20 protein-coding genes and 1 riboswitch are annotated in these 21,500 nt (G+C 29.2%); of the genes, 5 read left to right on the top strand and 15 right to left on the bottom strand.

Annotated elements, in window-relative coordinates:
• Positions 1-164: 164 nt before the first annotated feature.
• The 3 genes from H8S10_RS15315 to H8S10_RS15305 form a co-directional block, all read right to left on the bottom strand.
• On the bottom strand, positions 165-1,538 hold the full coding sequence (locus H8S10_RS15315) for an MATE family efflux transporter (RefSeq protein WP_055267758.1): 1,374 nt from the start codon (positions 1,536-1,538) through the stop codon (positions 165-167).
• Positions 1,539-1,752: 214 nt separating this feature from the next.
• The gene (locus tag H8S10_RS15310) at positions 1,753-2,649 is read right to left on the bottom strand and encodes a copper oxidase (protein WP_186839463.1); all 897 of its coding nucleotides are present in this window, start codon (positions 2,647-2,649) and stop codon (positions 1,753-1,755) included.
• Between the two features lie 75 nt (positions 2,650-2,724).
• Complete coding sequence (locus H8S10_RS15305) at positions 2,725-3,525, bottom strand: J domain-containing protein (RefSeq protein WP_186839462.1); 801 nt, start codon at positions 3,523-3,525, stop codon at positions 2,725-2,727.
• Positions 3,526-3,823: 298 nt separating this feature from the next.
• Here H8S10_RS15305 and H8S10_RS18290 point away from each other — a divergent pair, with 298 nt between their 5' ends.
• Entirely contained in the window at positions 3,824-3,952 is a 129-nt protein-coding gene (locus tag H8S10_RS18290; protein WP_269144370.1) for a hypothetical protein, read from the top strand.
• A gap of 128 nt (positions 3,953-4,080) precedes the next feature.
• Here H8S10_RS18290 and H8S10_RS15300 read toward each other — a convergent pair whose 3' ends face one another.
• The 6 genes from H8S10_RS15300 to H8S10_RS15275 all read right to left on the bottom strand — a co-directional run bounded on the left by H8S10_RS15300 (position 4,081) and on the right by H8S10_RS15275 (position 9,655).
• Positions 4,081-5,001 (bottom strand): DUF2935 domain-containing protein, encoded by a 921-nt coding sequence (locus H8S10_RS15300; RefSeq protein WP_186839461.1) that lies wholly within the window; start codon positions 4,999-5,001, stop codon positions 4,081-4,083.
• 108 nt (positions 5,002-5,109) lie between these two features.
• The gene (locus H8S10_RS15295) at positions 5,110-6,666 is read right to left on the bottom strand and encodes an ABC-F family ATP-binding cassette domain-containing protein (protein WP_186839460.1); all 1,557 of its coding nucleotides are present in this window, start codon (positions 6,664-6,666) and stop codon (positions 5,110-5,112) included.
• A 122-nt stretch (positions 6,667-6,788) separates the two neighbouring features.
• Positions 6,789-7,343 (bottom strand): DUF3867 domain-containing protein, encoded by a 555-nt coding sequence (locus H8S10_RS15290; RefSeq protein WP_055267751.1) that lies wholly within the window; start codon positions 7,341-7,343, stop codon positions 6,789-6,791.
• Between the two features lie 142 nt (positions 7,344-7,485).
• Positions 7,486-8,541 carry a spermidine/putrescine ABC transporter substrate-binding protein gene (locus H8S10_RS15285; protein ID WP_186839459.1) on the bottom strand — a complete coding sequence of 352 codons (1,056 nt, stop codon included), beginning with the start codon at positions 8,539-8,541 and terminating at the stop codon, positions 7,486-7,488.
• 112 nt (positions 8,542-8,653) lie between these two features.
• On the bottom strand, positions 8,654-9,181 hold the full coding sequence (locus H8S10_RS15280) for a hypothetical protein (RefSeq protein WP_186839458.1): 528 nt from the start codon (positions 9,179-9,181) through the stop codon (positions 8,654-8,656).
• A 96-nt stretch (positions 9,182-9,277) separates the two neighbouring features.
• Positions 9,278-9,655, bottom strand: coding sequence for a RidA family protein (locus H8S10_RS15275; protein ID WP_186839457.1), 378 nt, complete (start codon positions 9,653-9,655; stop codon positions 9,278-9,280).
• Positions 9,656-9,912: 257 nt separating this feature from the next.
• Here H8S10_RS15275 and H8S10_RS15270 point away from each other — a divergent pair, with 257 nt between their 5' ends.
• Entirely contained in the window at positions 9,913-10,935 is a 1,023-nt protein-coding gene (locus tag H8S10_RS15270; protein ID WP_186839456.1) for a branched-chain amino acid aminotransferase, read from the top strand.
• Positions 10,936-10,977: 42 nt separating this feature from the next.
• Here H8S10_RS15270 and H8S10_RS15265 read toward each other — a convergent pair whose 3' ends face one another.
• From H8S10_RS15265 to H8S10_RS15250, 4 genes are all read right to left on the bottom strand, one after another.
• Entirely contained in the window at positions 10,978-14,226 is a 3,249-nt protein-coding gene (locus H8S10_RS15265) for an ABC transporter permease (RefSeq protein ID WP_186839455.1), read from the bottom strand.
• Between the two features lie 2 nt (positions 14,227-14,228).
• Positions 14,229-14,933, bottom strand: a complete 705-nt coding sequence (locus tag H8S10_RS15260; protein ID WP_055267737.1) for an ABC transporter ATP-binding protein — start codon at positions 14,931-14,933, stop codon at positions 14,229-14,231.
• A gap of 220 nt (positions 14,934-15,153) precedes the next feature.
• The gene (locus H8S10_RS15255; protein ID WP_055267735.1) at positions 15,154-15,327 is read right to left on the bottom strand and encodes a (2Fe-2S)-binding protein; all 174 of its coding nucleotides are present in this window, start codon (positions 15,325-15,327) and stop codon (positions 15,154-15,156) included.
• Positions 15,328-15,345: 18 nt separating this feature from the next.
• Positions 15,346-15,534, bottom strand: coding sequence for a ferredoxin (locus H8S10_RS15250; protein ID WP_055267734.1), 189 nt, complete (start codon positions 15,532-15,534; stop codon positions 15,346-15,348).
• Positions 15,535-15,746: 212 nt separating this feature from the next.
• Here H8S10_RS15250 and H8S10_RS15245 point away from each other — a divergent pair, with 212 nt between their 5' ends.
• Positions 15,747-16,418 carry a manganese catalase family protein gene (locus tag H8S10_RS15245; RefSeq protein ID WP_055267732.1) on the top strand — a complete coding sequence of 224 codons (672 nt, stop codon included), beginning with the start codon at positions 15,747-15,749 and terminating at the stop codon, positions 16,416-16,418.
• Positions 16,419-16,477: 59 nt separating this feature from the next.
• On the opposite strand, the gene H8S10_RS15240 is transcribed toward H8S10_RS15245, so the two are convergent.
• Entirely contained in the window at positions 16,478-17,263 is a 786-nt protein-coding gene (locus H8S10_RS15240) for a formate/nitrite transporter family protein (RefSeq protein ID WP_055267730.1), read from the bottom strand.
• A 245-nt stretch (positions 17,264-17,508) separates the two neighbouring features.
• Positions 17,509-17,610: riboswitch (purine riboswitch) on the top strand.
• 30 nt (positions 17,611-17,640) lie between these two features.
• On the opposite strand from H8S10_RS15240, the gene ade reads away from it, so the two are divergent.
• Positions 17,641-19,380 (top strand): adenine deaminase, encoded by a 1,740-nt coding sequence (ade, locus tag H8S10_RS15235; RefSeq protein ID WP_186839454.1) that lies wholly within the window; start codon positions 17,641-17,643, stop codon positions 19,378-19,380.
• Positions 19,381-19,594: 214 nt separating this feature from the next.
• Here ade and H8S10_RS15230 read toward each other — a convergent pair whose 3' ends face one another.
• Positions 19,595-19,996 carry a C-GCAxxG-C-C family protein gene (locus H8S10_RS15230; protein ID WP_186839453.1) on the bottom strand — a complete coding sequence of 134 codons (402 nt, stop codon included), beginning with the start codon at positions 19,994-19,996 and terminating at the stop codon, positions 19,595-19,597.
• A gap of 195 nt (positions 19,997-20,191) precedes the next feature.
• Between H8S10_RS15230 and dusA the strand changes: the two genes are divergently transcribed.
• Positions 20,192-21,226 carry a tRNA dihydrouridine(20/20a) synthase DusA gene (dusA, locus tag H8S10_RS15225; RefSeq protein WP_186839452.1) on the top strand — a complete coding sequence of 345 codons (1,035 nt, stop codon included), beginning with the start codon at positions 20,192-20,194 and terminating at the stop codon, positions 21,224-21,226.
• Positions 21,227-21,500 lie beyond the last annotated feature (274 nt).

Below are 21,500 nucleotides of genomic sequence, written 5' to 3'. Positions count from 1 at the left end.
AATGCAAATCCTATTTGTTGCATAGGAATCACATTTTTTGTGAAGTTTTTCATATTATTACTATGCGCAAAAAAGGAAGTTCAAATTCGAACTTCCTTTTCTTTATCGGCAAATATCAAATTTTTTTTGATACAGCCCCCTTATATTCTTAATTCTATAATTATTTATCTAACCTGTTCTAATGTATTTAATCCATTTTTATAACCTTGTATTAATGGATTCTTATAAAATGAATATGATAATTGTAATAACATAAAGCACCAAATAATTGGTTCACAAATAATAACTCCAAGATATTTTAGGCTTGGTATAAATAATGCTACAAATAAACATTTTCCTAAAAACTCAATTATGCTAGATGCTAAAGGAACAACTTTTTTTCCTAATCCTTGAAGAGAATTTCTTAAATTTAAAAGCATACCTAATATCGCATAAAATGGTGCATTAATTATCAAGTATAAAGCTCCATTATTAATTACAGTTGGTTCAGTTGATCCTGATAACACTTTTACTAAAGTAGATGCACTAAATAATAAAGCTACAGTTATTATTGCACCCCAACAAATAGCCATTATATTTGCAACTTTTACACCTTTACGAATTCTTTCATACTTTTCTGCTCCTTTATTTTGAGAAACAAAAGTAGATAATGCTAAACTCATAGTCGCAACAGGCATAGTACAGAAGCTATTAAGCTTTCTTGCAGCAGTATGCCCTGCTATAGTTAAATATCCTAAACCATTAATTGCAGTTTGTAATATAACTGTTCCTGTTGATACAATAGATAACATTAATCCCATTGATAAACCTTGACCTGCTAACTCTTTATATAAATCTTTTTCAACTTTGAAACATTCTTTACTAGGAATAAGTATTGGACATTTCTTTATTATATAAATCAAACAAAGAATTGCTGATATACCTTGAGCAATAACTGTAGCCACTGCTGCTCCAGCAATCCCCATATTAAATTGAGTAATAAATATTAAATCTAAAACTACATTTATCACTGATGAAATAATTAAAAATACTAATGGCATTACGCTATTACCTATAGCTCTTAATAAACCTGCAAATAAGTTATATGCAAACATTACTCCAACAAATAAAGTAATAACTGAAATATATGAATATGATTCATTTATAATATTGGCTGGGGTATTCAATAACTCTAATAACGGATATAAAAATAATCCTGATATAATCATGATAACTACTGTTACAATAGCTCCAATAACTAAAGATCCTGCAACTGATTTTTTAAGTAACCTCTCATCCTTAGATCCATAAGATCTAGCGACTACTATACTTAATCCATTTCCAATTCCTAAAGCAAACCCTATAAGCAACTCATAAACTGCTCCACAAGCACCTATAGCTGCTAACGAAGTATCACCTAATACATTACCTATTATCATCGTATCCATTGTGTTATACATCTGTTGGAATACGTTAGAAATAAATATTGGAACTGCAAATAATACTAAAGCTTTCAATATATTTTTATCTCTAATTAAATCTACTTTAAATTTAAACATTAACCTCTCATCCCCCTCTTCATATACTCTTAATTACTTCTAATTAATCTTTCAAATTTTTCTATTCTTATCCATATTACTACTTAGGCTATACTCTAAGTCAATAGATTTTTAATTTTTGAAAATTAATCTTTAATACTCCTTAATAACATTAAACAATTAAATTTACATATAAAAATAGCTAGCCAATAAGCTAGCCATTATATTAAAAAATTTATTTTACATAGTTAACTGTGGTAAACATTCCTCCAACTCCTGGTGCTCCATTATTAGTAACGTGATGTGGCATATGGCAATGCATTGGCCATATACCAGGATTCTTAGCTATAAACTCAATATCCCATGTTTCACCTGATGCTACCAATATTGTATTTTTATAAATTTGTGTTTCTTTTCTTATAGGAAATCCATCTGCTCCTACTACTTTAAACTGATGTCCATGCAAATGTATCGGATGATGATGCATTTGTATATTTCCAAATCTAACTTTTACCGTATCTCCAAAATTTACAGGAAGAGGTTTAGTTAAAGGATAACACTTACCATTCATGGTAAAGAAATTAAATTCAGGCACTTTAAAAGTTAAATTGTAAGTTCCTGGGGCAATATCAGCCCAAGGCAATTTATCCACCGCCCACTCCTGTAACAAAATTAAATAATCCTTATAATGCTTCTTTTTTAAATCTTTTGGATCATTAACAATAATTCCACCTAATAATCCTGCATTATCTTGAACCATTACATTAACATGAGAATGATACATATATGTTCCTGGTGGATTTGTGATCTTAAAATTATAATCAAAATATTCGTTAGGCTCAATAAAAGGTGATGGCTCTATTGGAGGTACTCCATCCATATCATTAGGTACATCTAATCCATGCCAATGTACGCTTGTCCTTTCTGGTAATTTATTTATTACCCTTATACATACATTATCTCCTTGATTTACTATTATAGTAGGACCTGGCACAGATCCATTATATCCCCATGCTTTTACATATAACCCTTTAATAAGTTCAAGAGTAACTTCTTCAGCAATTAAAGTAAAATGTTTAACTCCATCTACATACTCATAATCTAAGTTCTTAATCCCAGGTGTAATGACCATATTAACTCCAATTTTAAATTAATTCTTTCACTTTATTATATTAAACATCCAAATACATTATTAGTTATATTCTACCTAAAAAACAAACCTTTTTAATCTATTGTTTATTCCTTCTAAAATTCTTGGAAGAACTCTTAATATAGAAGGTAAAAATAAAGAAACTATAAAACCTATAGCACATAAAATAAATATCTTATACTGCACAGCATGTCCAATGTAAATTTGATATCCATGAATAGAAGCACCTGCTATTGAAGCTATTATTATAACCTTAGATGCAACCCAAGATATTAAGTTTAATATTTTACATAAGAATAAAATTATTGTTAATACAACTATTACTGGTATTGCTAATAGTTTAAATGGTAATTTAATTGCTTTAGCTATCGTAGACGATTCTTTTCTATTCTTAACTACTACCTTCTTATTAGCTTTTTTCATAGTTTTCTCATGCTCTACATCTTTGTCTTTAGTCTTTGACGACTTCTTATTATTACTTTTCCCCTTTTTTGCTGATGATATTTTTGAGTTTGATTTCCTTTTTTCTTTAGTTACTATACTTCTTTCTTCACTCTCATCAAATTCCTCCCCCTCAATACTACACTGAAAATTTTCTTCACTTTTATCTAAATCATCTTTTAACTCCTGTATTGAATCAGTACCTTTAAAATCTATAATCATAGTTTTTTGATTCTGATTTTTTTCTCTTTCTAATTTTATTTCTTCATAAGCTTTATCAAATACTTCTATAAATTTCTTTGCTCTTCTTTCATCTTTAATCTCTTCTTTAAATTGCTTTACCTTATTATCATATGCCTCTTTTATTTCTTCCATAGTGGCATTTTCATCAACGCCTAAAATCTTATAATGTTCCATATTACCATCTCCATACTATAATTTATAATGTATCTTTTCAAATAGAAACAACTTATATCCTATCTTTTGTTTAGACATTATTATAACAACTTTTATAAATCATGTTAAAGGTAATTATCCCCTGTATTATTTACCCCTAATTTATATAACTATATAAAATTCAAATAGCTATTTTTCTCATAAATTAATTTATTTTATTTAATTATTATTTTTTATATTAAATAATCATATTTTCTTTCTAGTAAACATAACTATAGATATATAAATAAAATGCTTAATTGTAAAGGAGAGTTTTTAAATGAGTATATATATTTTAGGTGATTTCATAAAAGTATGTAAAGCATTAGGGGTAGAGCCAACATGGGAAAGACTACATACATGGAGAAAAGAAATGTACAAATTTAATGATTATCCTATATATAAATAATAGCTAGCAAATTTGCTAGCTATTTTCTTACTAAATATATAATTATTATAAAATTCAAAATAATAAAAAACTCTATATATTTTGTCACCAAATGTGGTATAGCATATCATATTCCATAATGTAATTTGTTATTTTTTATAATTATTTAACAGTCTTATATAATGATTAGCTTCCCTTAATACATGGTCAGCAAGAAGTGGTAATATTATAGATTTTATTTTACAATCAAGTATTCCTCCTGCACCAGCTTCCTTAAACTCTTTTAACTTAGTTGTCTCTACTAATGTATCATTTGTAATACTAGACATTGTCATATCAGTCATATCACTTGCTTTTTTAATTAACTCACTATAATCATCTGCAAACTTTTCTGAAGTATCTATTAATTCATTTTCGCTAGGATCAAGTAATCCTCGAATAAATAAAGTATGTTCAATCATAATTTGATCCCAAAATAATTCACTCTTTCTAACCTCTGAATTATTAAAATCCTCAATATCATCACCATTCTCAAGTAATTTTATATATGAACGATATAATTCAGCCTCACGTATTATATGTTCAATTAGTAAAGGATAATTTAATGTAAATAATTCACAACATAACATTCCATCTAAAATTCTCTTTTTTAAATCTATGAGCCCATCTAGCAATTTTATCCCTCTATTATTAAGTTGTTTCACATACTTAACTGTTTTATTATCAAAATCAATTTTATTTTTGCACTTTAACTCTTGTTCCATTGAGGTTATCTTAAAATTTATATTTATTGCCGTATAATACTGTGTCTTTTTTTCCGCACTTAAAGTATATTTAGTAAATATTTCTCCAGAATTTATTACGGATTCTATATTTACTCCTTCACTTACCTTAACTGTATCTAATAGTAACTTCTCAAACTTTATTTTGTACTCATCTGCTTCCTTAGAAAGTTTACTATTCTTAGGTGTAAATCCTGCCTCCAAGAAAATAGAATGCTCCTTCATTATTCGTGCAAAAAACAAATGTAATTCTAATGATAAAGTAATATATCTTTGACTACTTAACATATTTCTCTCCAATAAAAATTTTATTATATTATACTCCAAATCAGTAATTTTTGTTCATATAATGCAACTAAAAAACATCAATATACTTTATAAATTTTTTTAGTACTACTATACAACTTTTGTTGTCCACTCCTCACAGTTCCATATATCTGTTACAACATCTCTATAGAATTCTGGTTCGTGGCATACTAGTAATATACTTCCTTTATATTCTCTTAAAGCTCTCTTTAATTCTTCTTTAGCTTCTACATCTAAATGGTTAGTAGGCTCGTCAAGGATTAGTATATTTGTTTCTTCATTTATAAGCTTACAAAGTCTAACCTTAGCTTGCTCTCCCCCACTTAATACACATACTTTACTTTCAATATGTTTAGTAGTTAATCCACACTTTGCAAGTGCTGATCTTATTTCGTATTGAGTTTTTGAAGGGAATTGTTCCCATACTTCTTCAATACATGTGTTATAGTTAGCTTCTTTAATTTCTTGCTCGAAGTAACCTATTTGTTGATAATCTCCTAAATGTACATCACCGCTTAATGCTGGTATTTTACCCATTAAGCTCTTAAGTAATGTTGTCTTACCAAGACCATTAGCTCCTACAAGAGCAATTTTTTGTCCTCTTTCCATATAAAGATTTAATGGCTTAGTTAATGGATCATTATATCCAATTACTAAATCTTTAGTTTCGAAGATAACCTTTCCTGAAGTTCTTCCTTGTTTAAAGTTAAACTCTGGCTTTGGTTTTTCTGCTGCAAGCTCAATCATTTCCATCTTATCAAGTTTCTTTTGTCTAGCCTTAGCCATACCACTTGTTGCAACTCTTGCTTTATTTCTAGCAACGAAATCTTTAAGTTGAGCAACTTCTTGTTGTTGTCTTTCATATGCAGCTTCTAATTGAGCTTTGTTAGCTTCGTATATTCTTTGGAATTCATAGTAATCTCCAACATATCTAGTAAGTTTTCTATTTTCCACATGATAAATTAAGTTAATTACTGAATTTAAGAATGGAATATCATGTGATATAAGGATAAATGCATTATCATAGTTTTGTAAAAATCTCTTTAACCATTCAATATGAGCTTCATCTAAGTAGTTTGTAGGCTCGTCAAGAAGTAATATATCAGGAGTTTCAAGTAATAATTTCCCTAATAATACTTTAGTTCTTTGACCACCACTAAGTTCAGTTACATCTCTATCTAAACCAACATCTAAAAGACCTAACCCCTTAGCAACTTCTTCAGCTTTAGCATCTATAACATAAAATCCATTATTATCTAACATATCTTGAATAACAGCTGTTCTTTCAAGAGCTTTATTCATTTCATCTTCTTCCATTTCTCCCATTCTTCCATAAAGCTCATTCATTTCAGCTTCCATATCAAATAGGTATTGGAATGCACTTCTTAATACATCTCTTATTGTAAGTCCCTTTTCAAGCTCTGCATGTTGATCCATATAACCAACTCTAACTCTGTTACTCCAAATAACTTGCCCTTCATCTGGCATTAACTTACTTGTTATTATATTCATAAACGTAGATTTACCTTCTCCGTTTGCACCTATAAGTCCTACGTGCTCACCTTTAAGTAATCTAAATGATACATCTTCAAAAATAGCTCTGTCACCGAATCCATGACTTATATTTTTAACTGTTAAAACGCTCATCTTTCATCCCCCAGTATATTTAACTTATTCATCTCTAATTAAAAATAAGGAGTGATTTATAATCACACCTTATTTATTATACCTTAAATTATTTTAAAATAAATAGAAAGTTGTTGTAAGTTTTAGTAATCATATTCCTTTGTGTTTTCACAAATAGATATTTTTAAACTTCTTTCATCTACAACTTTTTTATATGAGCATAGGAATTCATTTAACTCAACATCAGTTAAATCAATTTTACCTTCACTTCTTATAATTACATCTACATCTTCAAGCCAAATATTTATATTATTTTTTTCATTTTTAATATAATATTCACTAGCAGCTCTAACTTTTATTCTTGATTTATACTTCTCTTGGAAGCTCATCATTCTTCTGCCTTTTTCATAATCATCAGGAGTAATATTATTTAATCCTAATGATTTCATTTGCTCTTCTAATGCTGCTGAATCAAAACCATATCTCTCCATAAGTTTCGCTTGTATCTTCATAAATTTATCTTGAGATATATTATTTTTCTCCATATAAGATGAAATCTCTCTATTGAAGTCAGCCATATTTATTTTACCTTCAGCCATTCTATAATATAAATCATAAATATAGCTTTCAAATTTATCTATATCTTTATCGTTAACTTTATTTTTTAATTCATTAAAATCAATTACCCTATCCATAATAACCTCCTTAGTGAATCAATTTTAATACATATTATATACTAAAATATTTATTTCTACTATATATATAACACTTTATTCACATTTATTATTATACTTTTTAAGAATAATTTCTATACTGACCTTTTCCCTTTGCTATAAGCAGTTAGTTTTTAACTTCCATCCACACATCTTGATATAATTTTAATTCATCTTGATTTAAATACTTATACCCTTCACATTTATCTAATATCTCTTGTGGCATATATGCATTTGGATTATTCTTAACTTCATCTGCTTGTTCATCAATAGCTTGCTTTTGTGGAGATGTATATCCAATTTCATCAGCAGTTCTAAATGCTATATCTTTATCACACATAAAGTTTATAAACTTTTCTGCACCTTCAACATTCTTTGCATCTTTTGGTATAGCCCATGAATCTAGCCAATAGTCTGCACCTTCAACTGGGATAACATATTTGAACTTTCCATCTTCAGCTTCTAAGTTTAATCCTTCACCTGACCATATCATAGCTATTTTCTTTTCACCACTTCTCATTAGGTCTAAAACTTCATCCGCCCCATAAATAGGATTTACTTCTTGCTTTTGCTTAATTAATAATTCCTTTGCTTCTTCTAATTGAGCAGGATCTGTTGAGTTTAATGAGTACCCTAAAGTCTTTAATGCAACTCCAATAGTATCTCTTATATTATCAAACATAAATATTTCATCCTTATATTTAGGATCAAATAATGCTTGCCAGCTAGTTATATCTTCATCAACAGTTTCAGTGTTATATATTAAACCTATTGTTCCATTCATATATGGTACTGTGTAATCATTATTAGGATCATATGGTTTACCCATATCCCCCTCATTCATATTTACTATGTTTGGAATATTATCTTTATTAATTTTTTGAAGCATATCTTCCTTTATCATTTTTTCAGCCATATCATCTGAAACTAATATTACATCATAGTTTACCTTACCACTAGACACCTCTTGATACATATACTGCATATCATCAAAAGTAGTCTCATTAACTTTTATACCTGTTTCTTTTTCAAACTCTTCAAATACACCTTCTGCTGCATTTGCTCCGTAGTTTAAAACATTTATTTCTTGCTTAGATCCTGAAGAGCCACATCCAGCAAATAGCCCTACTGAAAGTATAGCAGTAGCACAAATTGATAGTAATTTAATTTTTCTTTTCTTCATTTTTCTTCCCTTCCATTTGTATCTTATTTTTTAAAACTTATTAATATAATATTATACAACTTTATAATTTACTATATTTTTTAAAAATAAAAAAGCCTATACGGCTTTTTTATCAAAATTCATTATCTGCATCATTTTCTATGCTATTTAATGTAGCTTCACCTCTAGATATCTTTTTTGCTTTCTTATATAGCATTACCATTGGAACAATCATTACTGGTATTATAAAACACCCAACAATGAACCAAGCTGGACTTATTTCATACTTTTTACCTATAACTAAATAGCATTGTATAGATATAATAATTGATACTATACTTATAGCAAATGATATTAGGTTAAATATTACTCCTGTATCAAAAAAGTTTCTGATAACAGTACTTGCCATTGATGCAATAAAAACAAATAAAAAATTCATATTCTTTTCAGCTAATCTTAACATTATATAACTATTACCTACTGGTATCCAAGCTAACCAATTATTAGGTATACTCTCAACTTCAGCAGCTTTATAATAAGCTATACCCGTAAAAATATAAACTATTACTCCAAATAATAGGAATCCTAATAAAAATATGAAAACTATTCCTAAAAATATCCCTAAAGCATCTAAAGCACTGTAAATTTCTAATATGTCCATTTCTCCACCCCCTCTTAATTATTAATTAAACTCATCCTACAATATGAGAATGAGTTTATCATTTAAACTTTAACTATATAAATATAGCTTTATTTTTTATAAATGTGCTATTGCTTCTATTTCTATTAATGCATCCTTTGGAAGCTTTCCAACTTCTACACAGCTTCTTGCTGGAGGATTTGCATTAAAGAATGTTGCATATACTTCATTTACTGCTGCAAAGTCATTTATATCCTTTAAAAATATAGTTGTCTTAATTATATTTTCTAAAGATGTACCAGCTTCTTCTAAAATAGCTTTAACATTATTCATTGATCTTTCAGTTGCTTTTTTAATATCTGTTTCCATTTCTCCTGTTGCAGGATTAACTGGTATTTGACCTGATGTATAAACTAGCTCACCAATTTTAACTCCTTGTGAGTAAGGTCCTATAGCAGATGGGGCTTTTGCTGTTGAAATAATTTCTTTCTTCATAAATTTTACCTCCATGATATAAATCATATTTACACTTATTATTGTACCATATTCTTCAATAAAATTCTCATATAGTTATTCTATTTCTCTATTCTTTATATACTAATATTAAACCCTTAATATTTTTTCAATTAATATAGTATTTTTTATCATATAGTCAGTATAATTTTGTATAAATAAATACTTTTATGTTAATATTTCGCTTATTCGTTATTAATGATAAAATGATGAATAAAATAAATAAAGGGGCGATTTAAATGAATAAAACTGTAAACATTGATTGGGGCAATCTTGGATTTAATTATATTAAAACTGACTATCGTTACATTTCATATTGGAAGGATGGAAAATGGGATGACGGCAATCTTATAGAAGATAATATGTTAACAATAAGCGAAGCATCAACTGCATTACACTATGGACAACAATGTTTTGAAGGACTAAAAGCCTACAGAACAAAATCAGGAAAAATACAATTGTTTAGACCTGATGAAAATGCTAAAAGAATGAATAACAGCTTAAGTAAGTTACTTATGCCTAAAATACCTGTAGATAAGTTTATAGATGCTTGTAAGCAAGTAGTAAAAGCAAATGAGCACTTTGTACCACCTTATGGTACTGGTGGGACCTTATACTTAAGACCTTTCGTAATCGGAGTAGGTGATAATATAGGTGTTAAACCTGCAACGGAATATATATTCGTTGTATTCTGCTTACCTGTAGGTAATTATTTTAAGGGTGGTATGACTCCATGTAACTTTATGATTGCTGACTATGATAGAGCTGCTCCACATGGTACTGGAGCTAACAAAGTAGGTGGAAACTATGCTGCATCTCTTCAACCTCATAAAGTAGCTGTTGATAGAGGTTTTGCAGATTGTATATATCTAGACCCTGCAACTAGAAAAAATATTGATGAAGTTGGGGCTGCTAACTTCTTTGGAATAACTAGAAACAATGAATTTGTTACTCCAAAGTCATCTTCTATACTTCCAAGTATAACCAAGTATTCATTAATGCATATTGCCGAACATTACTTAGGTATTAAGGTTTATGAAAGGAACATTCCAATAGATAATCTAGATGAATTTAAAGAAGCTGGAGCTTGTGGAACTGCTGCTGTAATAACTCCAATTGGTGGTATTGAATATAATGGTCACCTTCACGTATTCTATAGTGAAACAGAAGTTGGTCCTGTAATAAAAGAACTTTATAGAATCCTTTGTGGAATACAATTTGGTGATATTGAAGGACCGGAAGGCTGGATTTTTGAAGTTTAAAAATTAAAATAAAAAAGTTGCTATTAAAGCAACTTTTTTATTTTAGTCTACTGACTTTAATGATTCTACCATTTGTACCTTTTTAAGTTTAAAGTACATTGCCCAGTTTACTAATAATGCAAATCCTACTGTTAGTAATCCTGCATATACATAGCTAATTGTATTAATACTTCTACCAAACATTACATAATCCATTTCTACAGTAACCATAATAAATTGATGCAATACTACACCAAGTATTAGTCCTGCAAACATTCCAACTATTGTTAATAATACATTTTCTCTGAATATATAAGCTTCTACTTCTTTATCATAGAACCCTAAAACTTTTATTGTAGCTATTTCCCTAATACGCTCTGAAATATTAACATTTGTAAGATTATATAGAACTATAAATGATAATGCACCAGCAAATATAATCATTATTAATACAATAAAATCTAAAGATTCTATAGTGTTATTAAAATTGTCTCTTACTCCAGTATTACTTACAACTCCTGATACACCATCCTGATTTACTAATCCACTAGATACAGCATCAGCCACTTCACTAGTAGAGTTATTTAATATAATATAAACTTCATCTGGAGTAGCTTTTCTATCAAATACTTTTTCATAATAATCAGGAGTCATATAAATATAGTGTTGTATATAGTTTTCTACTATTGATGCTACCTTAGCAGTTCCTGTTACATCATTACTGTTAGTTATAGTTATTTTATCTCCAACTTTTACACCAAGCGTCTTCGCAATCTTTTCTGTAATAGCTATTCCATCATCATCTAACTCTATTGCTTCTCCAGAAGTTCTATTTTGAAGATGAACAAATTTATCAAATGCATTTATATCTTCTGGGACTATAACATCTAAATCTTTACTTACATCATTAGCTTCAATCTTACACATCTCACCTTTAACAAATAATAAATCTTTAATATCCTTTTGATTATTAATATAAGATGTTAAATCATTTTTCTTAAGAGTATTTATATTATTTTCTAAATTAACTGATATATCATACTTATTTATTACTCCAAATTGCTTTTCTACTACAGTTTTTATGGAATCTTTTAATCCAAGTCCTGCAAGTAATAAAGCTGTACTTCCTGCAATACCTATTACAGTCATCAAAAATCTCTTTTTATATCTAAATATATTTCTGATTGTAACCTTTCCAGTAAAATTAAATCTATTCCATATAAAAGGTATTCTTTCTAGTAATATTCTTTTTCCTTCCTTAGGAGCTTTTGGCCTCATAAGAACTGAAGGTGTCTCTCTAAGTTCAATCCTACATGCAGAATAAGTAACTAATGTAGTTAATCCAACTGCAACAACTGCTGTTATAATTGCTAGCGGAATATCTGTAAAGAAAGTCATAGGAGGCATTATATACATAATATTATACGCATCATATATTACTTTTGGTAAAAATGTAAAGCCTACTATGATACCTAAAACTGATCCTATTAAACTTGCTAATAAAGCATATACAATAAATTTCTTTGCTATATTTCCATTACTGTATCCAAGAGCTTTCATAGTACCAATATTTATTCTTTGTTCATCTACCATTCTTGTCATAGTAGTTAAACATACTAATGCAGCTACTACTAAAAAGAATACAGGAAATACATTTGATACCTTATCTATACTATTTGCACTATTTTCATAATCAACATATGAATAATGAGAATTTCTATCTAATATATAAAGACTTGGTTTTTCTATTTTATTTATTTGATTTTCTGCATCTTTAAGCTTTTCTTCTGCTTTTAAGAGTTCTTCGTCTGCAAGCGCTTTATTTTTCTCGTACTCAGCTTCACCCTCTGCCAATTGAACTTTACCATTTTCTACTTCTACTCTAGCATTTGATAGCTGGATTACACCTTCGCTCTTTGCACTTTGAAGTGTTGCTCTTGTTGCATCTAATGTAGCTCTTGCAGTATCTAACTGAATCTTTGCATCTGCTAATGCCTGTTCTTGATTATAAAACTCTGCCTTTTTACTTTCTAGCTCTGCTCTACCTGTATTTATTTTATCTAAAGAATTTGTAACAATAAGGTCTATAGCTGATAATGCAGTTTCTAACATTATTTTTTCTACTTCACTAATGTTAGGATCATTCAACTTATTCTCAATCTCAGATTTTTTTTCAACCAAAATCGCTATTTTATTTTCAGCTTCTACTAAAGCTGCTTCAGCTTGATTAAAGCCTTCTTCTGCTGTTGCTTTAGCATAATTGAATACTTTTAATCCAGCTTCATACTCCGCTTCTTTCTTAATTAATTCGGATTCTCCACTAGCTAATTGAGATTCACCATTAGCTATCATTGTATTTAACTCTTCCTCTTTATTATCTATTTCAGTTTCTGCATTTAATAATTGAATCTTTGTATCTTCAATTTGAGATTTAGCATCACTTAACTGCTTTTCTACTTCAGCCTTCTTTTCTTCATATTCTTTTTTACCTTTATTTAATTCTTCAATAGCTACATCTTTTATCTCGTTGTATCTTCTATCAACTATTACGTCTGATTTATCTTCAATAGCTTCTTTAACTTTATCTACTACATCAAAATATTCATCTTTATATGAATTAAGCTCCTTTGCATCTCTTACAGTGACGTATATATCTGTATATACCTCCATATTAAAATCTGATTCTGGAATATACATAAATGTACTAACACTTCCACTACCAATAGTTGTACTACCAATTTGGTCAGATAAATAATATGGTGTTTCTATAATACCTACTACTTTATACTCTTTGACATTTAAAGAATTAGTTATATCTTCTTCTTTTCCTGACTTTAAAGATAGCGTATCTCCAATATTAATTTTTCCATCTTTAAACTTTCCTTTAGCAACAACACACTCTCCAGATTTTTCTGGCAATCTTCCCTCAACTACATTTAATCTATTAATATAGTCATCATTACTATCACTTAAATTAGATATAGGCATACTTTGAACTCTAATAACAAATTCATCATTTCCTACCTTTGTTAAAGCATCCATTGTATATTCAGGATATGCTCCTAATACACCATCTATTTTCTTTATATCTTTTACATCTTCATCTGTTAATCCTAATGTTGATATTATTCTTAAATCCATTAAGTTATAATCATCATAATATTTGTCAGCAGATCCTTTCATATCTAATGGAGCTATCTTAACTCCTGTAAAAAGCATTACTCCTAATGCAATAATAGATACAATAGAAATAAATCTACCTTTAGTCTTCTTGATATCTCTAAATATATCTTTCCATAATGCATTTTTCATTTTTACCACTCAATCCTTTCCACTGGGACAGGATTTTCATTTATACTCATTCTTTTTACTTTACCACTCTTAATTTCGATGATTTTATCTCCCATCGGCGTTAAGGCTAAATTATGAGTAATTATAATAACCGTCATTCCTTGTTCTCTACAAGTATCTTGAAGAAGCTTTAATATCGCTTTTCCTGTATTGTAATCTAATGCTCCTGTTGGCTCATCACAAAGTAACAATTTAGGATTTTTAGCTAATGCTCTAGCTATAGCAACTCTTTGTTGTTCTCCACCAGATAGCTGAGATGGAAAGTTATTTTTTCTCTCACTTAATCCAACTGCATCTAGAACTTTATCTATATCAAGAGGGTTCTTACAAATTTGAATTGCAAGTTCAACATTTTCTCTTACAGTTAAATTTTGAACTAGATTATAAAATTGAAACACGAATCCTATATCATCTCTTCTATAAGTAACTAGTTCTTTTTGAGAATATTTACTTACCTCATTGTTATCTACTATTACCTTACCAGATGATACAGTATCCATTCCCCCTAAAATATTTAGTATAGTACTCTTACCAGCTCCACTAGCACCTGCAACTACAACAAATTCACCTTTATCAACGGAAAAGTTTACACCACTTAACGCTTCAATTTCAACCTCACCCATTTTATATACCTTTTTTACATCTTTAAATTCAATGTAATTACTCATAAGTTTCCCCTCCATGCATAACTTTATCATACGACATATTTAAGTATACAATACTTATTTTCCTTCTACAATGAAGTTAACTATTATTAATATCATATTCATAATTTATAAATATTTTGGAGAAATTATATCTTTTATATAATTAGTATCTTATCTATTCTTATAGAAAAAAGACTAATTTAACTTTCTTTAAAAGTTAAATTAGTCTTTATGTAAATTACTATTTATTATTTTCGATTATTAATTCAATCTTACCTTTACATCTTCCACCACGGCATCCACCAGCACCTGCACCAGTAGCTTCTTTAACTTCTTCAAAAGAAGTAGCTCCATTCTTTACCGCTTCAACGATTTGTTCTTCTGTTATTCCTCTACATAGACATACTTTTGACATTTATAATACCTCCAAATCTTATTCTTCTATTGATATAGCTTGTACAGGACATCCATCACAAGCTTCTCTAACTGAATCTTCTAATCCTGATTCTACTTCACCTTCTATAGCTACTGCAACTCCAGTATCTAGTGAGAATACATCACTGCATAATCCTTCACATAAACCACAGCTTATGCAAGTATTTTCATCTACAAATGCTCTCATTTTTTAAGTCCTCCTATTAAATTCTATTTTCATAATAATTATCTATTAATAATGATTATTTGTCAATATCAATCCATACTATTTTAGTCAACTTTATTTTTTATGAATCATTTTGCAGCTCATCTATTATGAGATGCTTCTACATAAAAATATTTCTTATGAGAATACTAATTATTGATATATAAAATATAAATTTAGGAGCTGATAATCTTATGTTTAAACATGAAAAAAAATTATTACATGAAGTAAAAATTGAAAAACCCAATCCTCAATATGCTGTTCTTATGCAAGAACAACTTGGTGGAGGTAATGGTGAGCTTAAAGCTGCTATGCAATATATATCTCAAAGCTTTAGAATTAAAGACCCTGCAATTAAAGATTTATTTTTAGACATCGGCGCAGAAGAGTTAAGTCACATGGAAATGGTTGCTCAAACTATCAATCTGCTAAACGGTCATGATGTTGATTATAAAAGAGTAGACGTTGGAGAAATTCAAACTCATGTTATGTTTGGTTTAACTCCAGGACTAGTTAATTCATCTGGAGCTCCTTGGACTGCAAACTACGTTACTGTAACTGGTGATTTAGTAGCTGATTTACTTTCTAATATTGCTTCTGAACAAAGAGCTAAAACAGTTTATGAGTACTTATATAGACAAATTTATGATAAACATGTAAGAGAAACTATAGACTTCCTTTTAAATAGAGAAGAAGCTCATAATGCTTTATTTAGAGAGGCATTAAATAAAGTTAAAGATACTGGATCTAACCATGATTTTGGTGTTACAGAAGATTCTAAATTATATTTTGATCTTTCATCTCCTGGAAGACATTTTGATAACCCTAATCCTACACCACCAAGCTTCGATAACACAAGAAGATAAATATAAAAGAAAATGACTGTTGCTTTTATTGCATACAGTCATTTTCTTTTATATTTATTTTATTTTTCTTTTTTCTTCATACTTATAAAGTAATATGGTAATCCTACAAACAATATTCCACCAACAAAGTTTCCAAGTGAAACCCAACCTATATTATGTATATATCCCATAATGTTAACATCAACTCCATGAGGTAACATTAACCCCATAGCTAGGAATCCCATATTAGCAACACTATGTTCAAATCCTGCTGTTATGAACGTAAATAAACACCAAAATATCATTAAAATCTTAGCAGTTTCCTCTTTTAACTTGTAACACATCCAAGTTGCAAGACATACTAAAACGTTACATAATAATCCTCTTAAAAATAATTGCATTCCTGGAGTTGCCATTTTAGCAGAAACATTGCTTACTATAAACTCTCCAATATATTCACTTTTCCCTGTAGCAAGACCAGCTTGTACATATAAGAATGCCCCCATAATCCCGCCTAAGAGATTACCAATCCAAACTGCAATCCATATTCTAACTGCATCTAACCATGTAACTTTCTTTTTTAAGGCTCCCACAGTCATAATCATTGCATTACTTGTAAAAAGATCTCCACCAGCCATGAATACAAGACTTAAAGCAACACCAAATGAAGCTCCCATTAATATCTTATAAGTTTCATTTCCTGCATGATGCATAATTCCACCTATAGAATAAATTAGCATAATTCCTAAGCTTACTAAGAAACTTCCCATCATTGCTGCTACTATGTACTTTAACTTACTGTCTTTATACAGTCCAATTTTCACTTCTGCAGAATGAGCTAAATTATCAATTTCCTTTGAATACATATCCGCACCTCTTACTAAATTTTATCTGTGCTATTTATATCCCCTATATTTTTTCGCACATATTTTATAATATAACTTTTATGATACTTTTTCAAAGTTAGACATTTCCTATTATTTTTCTTAATTTAAAATATTCTTTTAAGAAACCGTTTAACTTATTATATATTCACATTTTTTTGAATATATATTATTAATCGTGGATATTTTTTTTTAATTTTTCTTTGACATTAATTTCTTATCTGAATATAATGGTTAACAATAACCTTCGTATAAGCTTAATAATAAGGTTTAAGCGTCTCTACTATATCACCGTAAATGATATAACTATGAAGTCTCTGGATCCACGAAGGTTAAGAATAATTTACGAGGTGGATTTAATGAATAAAGATTTATTTGTAAAAACGATTGAGTCTTCAGCTAAAAGAAGACCTTGCGATTTAGTTATTAAAAATATTACTGTTGTAGATGTTTTTCAATGTTCTACTTTCATTTCTGATGTTGGAATATCTAATGGATATATAGTTGGATTAGGAGAATACTCTGGTACTACTGAGATTGATGGTACAGGTAAATATATATGTCCAAGCCTTATAGATAGTCATGCTCATATCGAATCATCACTACTTACTCCAAAGGAATATTATAAATGTGCATTACGTCATGGTATTACTTCTATGGTTATAGACCCTCATGAAATTGCAAATGTATTTGGCAAAAAAGGTATTGATTTCATGATTAATTCTAGCAAGGATATACCTTTTGACTTTTACTTTATGCTTTCATCCTGTGTACCAGCTACATCTTTTGAAAACTCTGGTGCTATATTAAATAGTTCAGATTTAAAGCCATACTATAAAAATAAAAACATTCTTGGATTAGCAGAAGTTATGAATTATCCTGCAGTTTTAAACTGTGAAGAAGATATGATTCAAAAGCTTTGGGATGCTAAGGAGAATAATGGTGTAATAGATGGTCACTGTGCTGGTTTTAATAATGACATGATTAATATCTATGCTACTGCTAATATTAGAACTGACCACGAAAGTGTTACTTATGAGGAATTAATAGAAAAGGTTAGACGTGGAATGTACGTGCTTATAAGAGAAGGTACTGTTGCTAAAAATTTAAAGGACTTAGTTCACGGAGCTTCAATTTTTAATAGTAGACGTCTTTGCCTTTGCACTGATGATAAGCATATAGATGATTTAGTTATGAATGGAAGTATTGATAATTCAATAAAGCTTTGTGTAAACAATGGTTTAAAATCTGAAATAGCGATTCAAATGGCTACTCTAAATCCTTCAGAATGCTACAACTTAAGAAATAAAGGTGCTATAGCCCCTGGTTATGTTGCTGATTTCTTGATATTAGATAGCTTAGAAGATTTCTCAATAGAATCAGTTTATAAGAATGGAACTCTTGTTGTTAAAAACAACGAATTATTTAATATGCCTGATGAAATTGTTGAAGAAGTAAATCTTCCAACAGCAATGAATATAAAAGAGTTAACATCTGAAGACTTAAAAATAGATATAAGTAATAAAGACTTTATAAATGTAATAGAGCTAATTCCTAATAAATTAGAGAGCAATCATTTAAAGATTAAAATAGATAGTTTAAATTTAAAAGATGAGTTTACTCCGCTAGTAGATGAAAATGACCTATTAAAGGTTTCTGTAATGGAAAGACATAATAACACTGGAAATATTGGTCTAGGAGTATTAAAAGGCCTTAAATTAAACTCTGGAGCTATTGCAACAACTATTACTCATGACTCTCATAATTTAATAGTTGCTGGAACTAATGATTCAGATATGATCTTTGCAGTAGAAGAATTAAAGAAATTAGGTGGAGGAATAATTGTAGTTCAAAATGGGAACGTACTCTCTTCTATAAAACTTGAAATTGGTGGAGTAATTACAGGTAGAAAAGCTGAAGAAGTTATTCAAGACTTAGCTAAGCTTCATGATGCTATAGACATAATCTCTCCAGATATAGATTTTAATCCATTTTTAACTTTATCATTCCTAGCACTTCCAGTAATTCCTTCACTAAAAATTACTGATAAAGGTATATTTGATGTTGAAAAATTCAAATTTATACCAGTAGCAGAATAAATAAATTGCATACTAAGTGCACAGTCCCAAAGTCGACTTCGTCGAGTCCAAGAGTGCCTACGGCAGTCCAAGAGATTTACTTCGTAAATATCCAATGGCTCCTTTAATTCTAAATTATTACTCATGGATATTGTAAATCTCTTGGCCATCACAAAGCGATATCTTGGACTTTGACGAAGTCAAACTTTTGTCCAAAGTGCTTCGCACTTTATTTCTATTCTGCTAAAAGTTCTTCTAGTATTTCAGCTGCATCTTCTACACACCCTCTGCAAGAACGTAATACATTTCCTGTTGTAATACCCTTTAAGTCCTTGCACATTACAGAAGTATTTTTCTCCTTAAATCTTCTCTCAATCTCATGTAAAAGTTCCTCATCTTCTTTAATCCACTCTGCTGGATTATCAGGATTTATATTACCTTTTAAATAATTCACTATAACATAAGCTCCCATAACGGCTCCACATACCTTGTACGCCCCACCACTATACTTTCTAACTATACTTTTCATAGTTTCATCATCAACATCTACTAAATCACAAAAGGCACATGCTACAGCTTGTGAGCAAGTGTATCTATTGCTGTGTAATTCTATTGCTTTATTTTTTCTCTCACCCATATTAAGACTCCTTACCTTTCATTTTGTCACTTATAATTATATACACTAACTTTGATATTGTCACTTTGCTACTAATTATCCCTTTCTTTCAATATATATAATGGTAATTATTGCGAAAGCTTAATTTATTATTATGAATATTTTAATGTGATATAATAAATCATAAATAATCTGATAAAAGAAAGGAAACAAAAGATGGAAAAATATACTTCAAATATACCTACCCCTAAAATTAGTATTGCTCCTATGGTTGATAAGTCTCATAGGCATTTTAGATATTTTTGCAGAATCATGAATAAAGAAGCTCTACTTTATACTGAAATGGTTACAGCTCAAGCAATAATAAATGGTGACTTAGATAAAATATTATATTTTAGAAAAGAAGAAGGTCCTGTAGCTTTACAAATAGCAGCATCTAATGCTGAAGATGCCTATAAAGCTTTAAAGCTTGCGGAAGGTTTTAATTATACTGAGATAAATTTAAATTGTGGCTGTCCATCTGATAGAGTTTCAGGAAACTTAATGGGTGCTGCTTTAATGTCTGACAAAAACTTAGTCTATGAAATTCTTTCTGCTATGAAGGAAGCAACAAATAAACCTGTAACTATTAAACACAGAATTGGTATTGATGGAACTGGAGTTATTACTGATAATAATAGCAAAATAATAATGGAAGGCTATGAAGATTTATTGGACTTCTTAGATACAGTTTCTAAAGCAAAACCAGACAGATATACAGTTCATGCTCGTTCTGCTATATTGAAAGGCTTAAGCCCAAAAGATAATAGAGAGATTCCTCCTCTAGATTATGAGATGGTATATAAACTTAAAAATGACTTTAATTATTTAAATATTGAAATTAACGGCGGCTTTAAGACATTAGATTCAATTAAAGATGCACTTACTAAGGTTGATGGAGTTATGATAGGTAGGGCCTCATACGAAGATTGCTATCTTTTAGCTAACTTAAATAAACTTAATGATGAAAATATAAAGCCTATTTCTAGAGGTGATATAATTAAATCTTATATTCCTTATGTAAAAGAAGAGCTTGAAAGAGGAAGTAATGTTCACTCACTAGCTGCTCCACTTCAAAGCTTATTCCAAGGTCAACCTGGTAGTAGAAAATTTAAACAATTAATTTCTTCATCAAATGTAAAAAGAGAAACTTTAGTGCCTCTTTTAAATAATATCCTTGAAGTTATGCCTCAAGACATACTTTGGAAGTAAAAAAACATAATCGTAAGCAAGCTAACTAAATATTTTTTTAGTTAGCTCTTATTATATTATTATCTAGAGATGAGCATAATTGATCTTTTAAAAAGTGAATATTAATTAGAGATGAAAAAATAGGAAAATTAGGATTATTAGTAATAAAGTGACCTAAAAAAGGGCAGACTATCCCTATGAGGATAATAAAATGTAAAATATTAGGTTGTTAAAGAGCTAACTAGCTCGTTTAAGCTTGCTTAGAGAACAAATCTTATCTTCCTTTTTATTAACA

The sequence above is a fragment of the Clostridium sp. NSJ-49 genome (assembly GCF_014287725.1).
In the GTDB taxonomy this organism is placed as follows: Bacteria; Bacillota; Clostridia; order Clostridiales; family Clostridiaceae; genus Clostridium; species Clostridium disporicum_B.
This window is presented reverse-complemented; position numbering and strand designations above follow the sequence as displayed.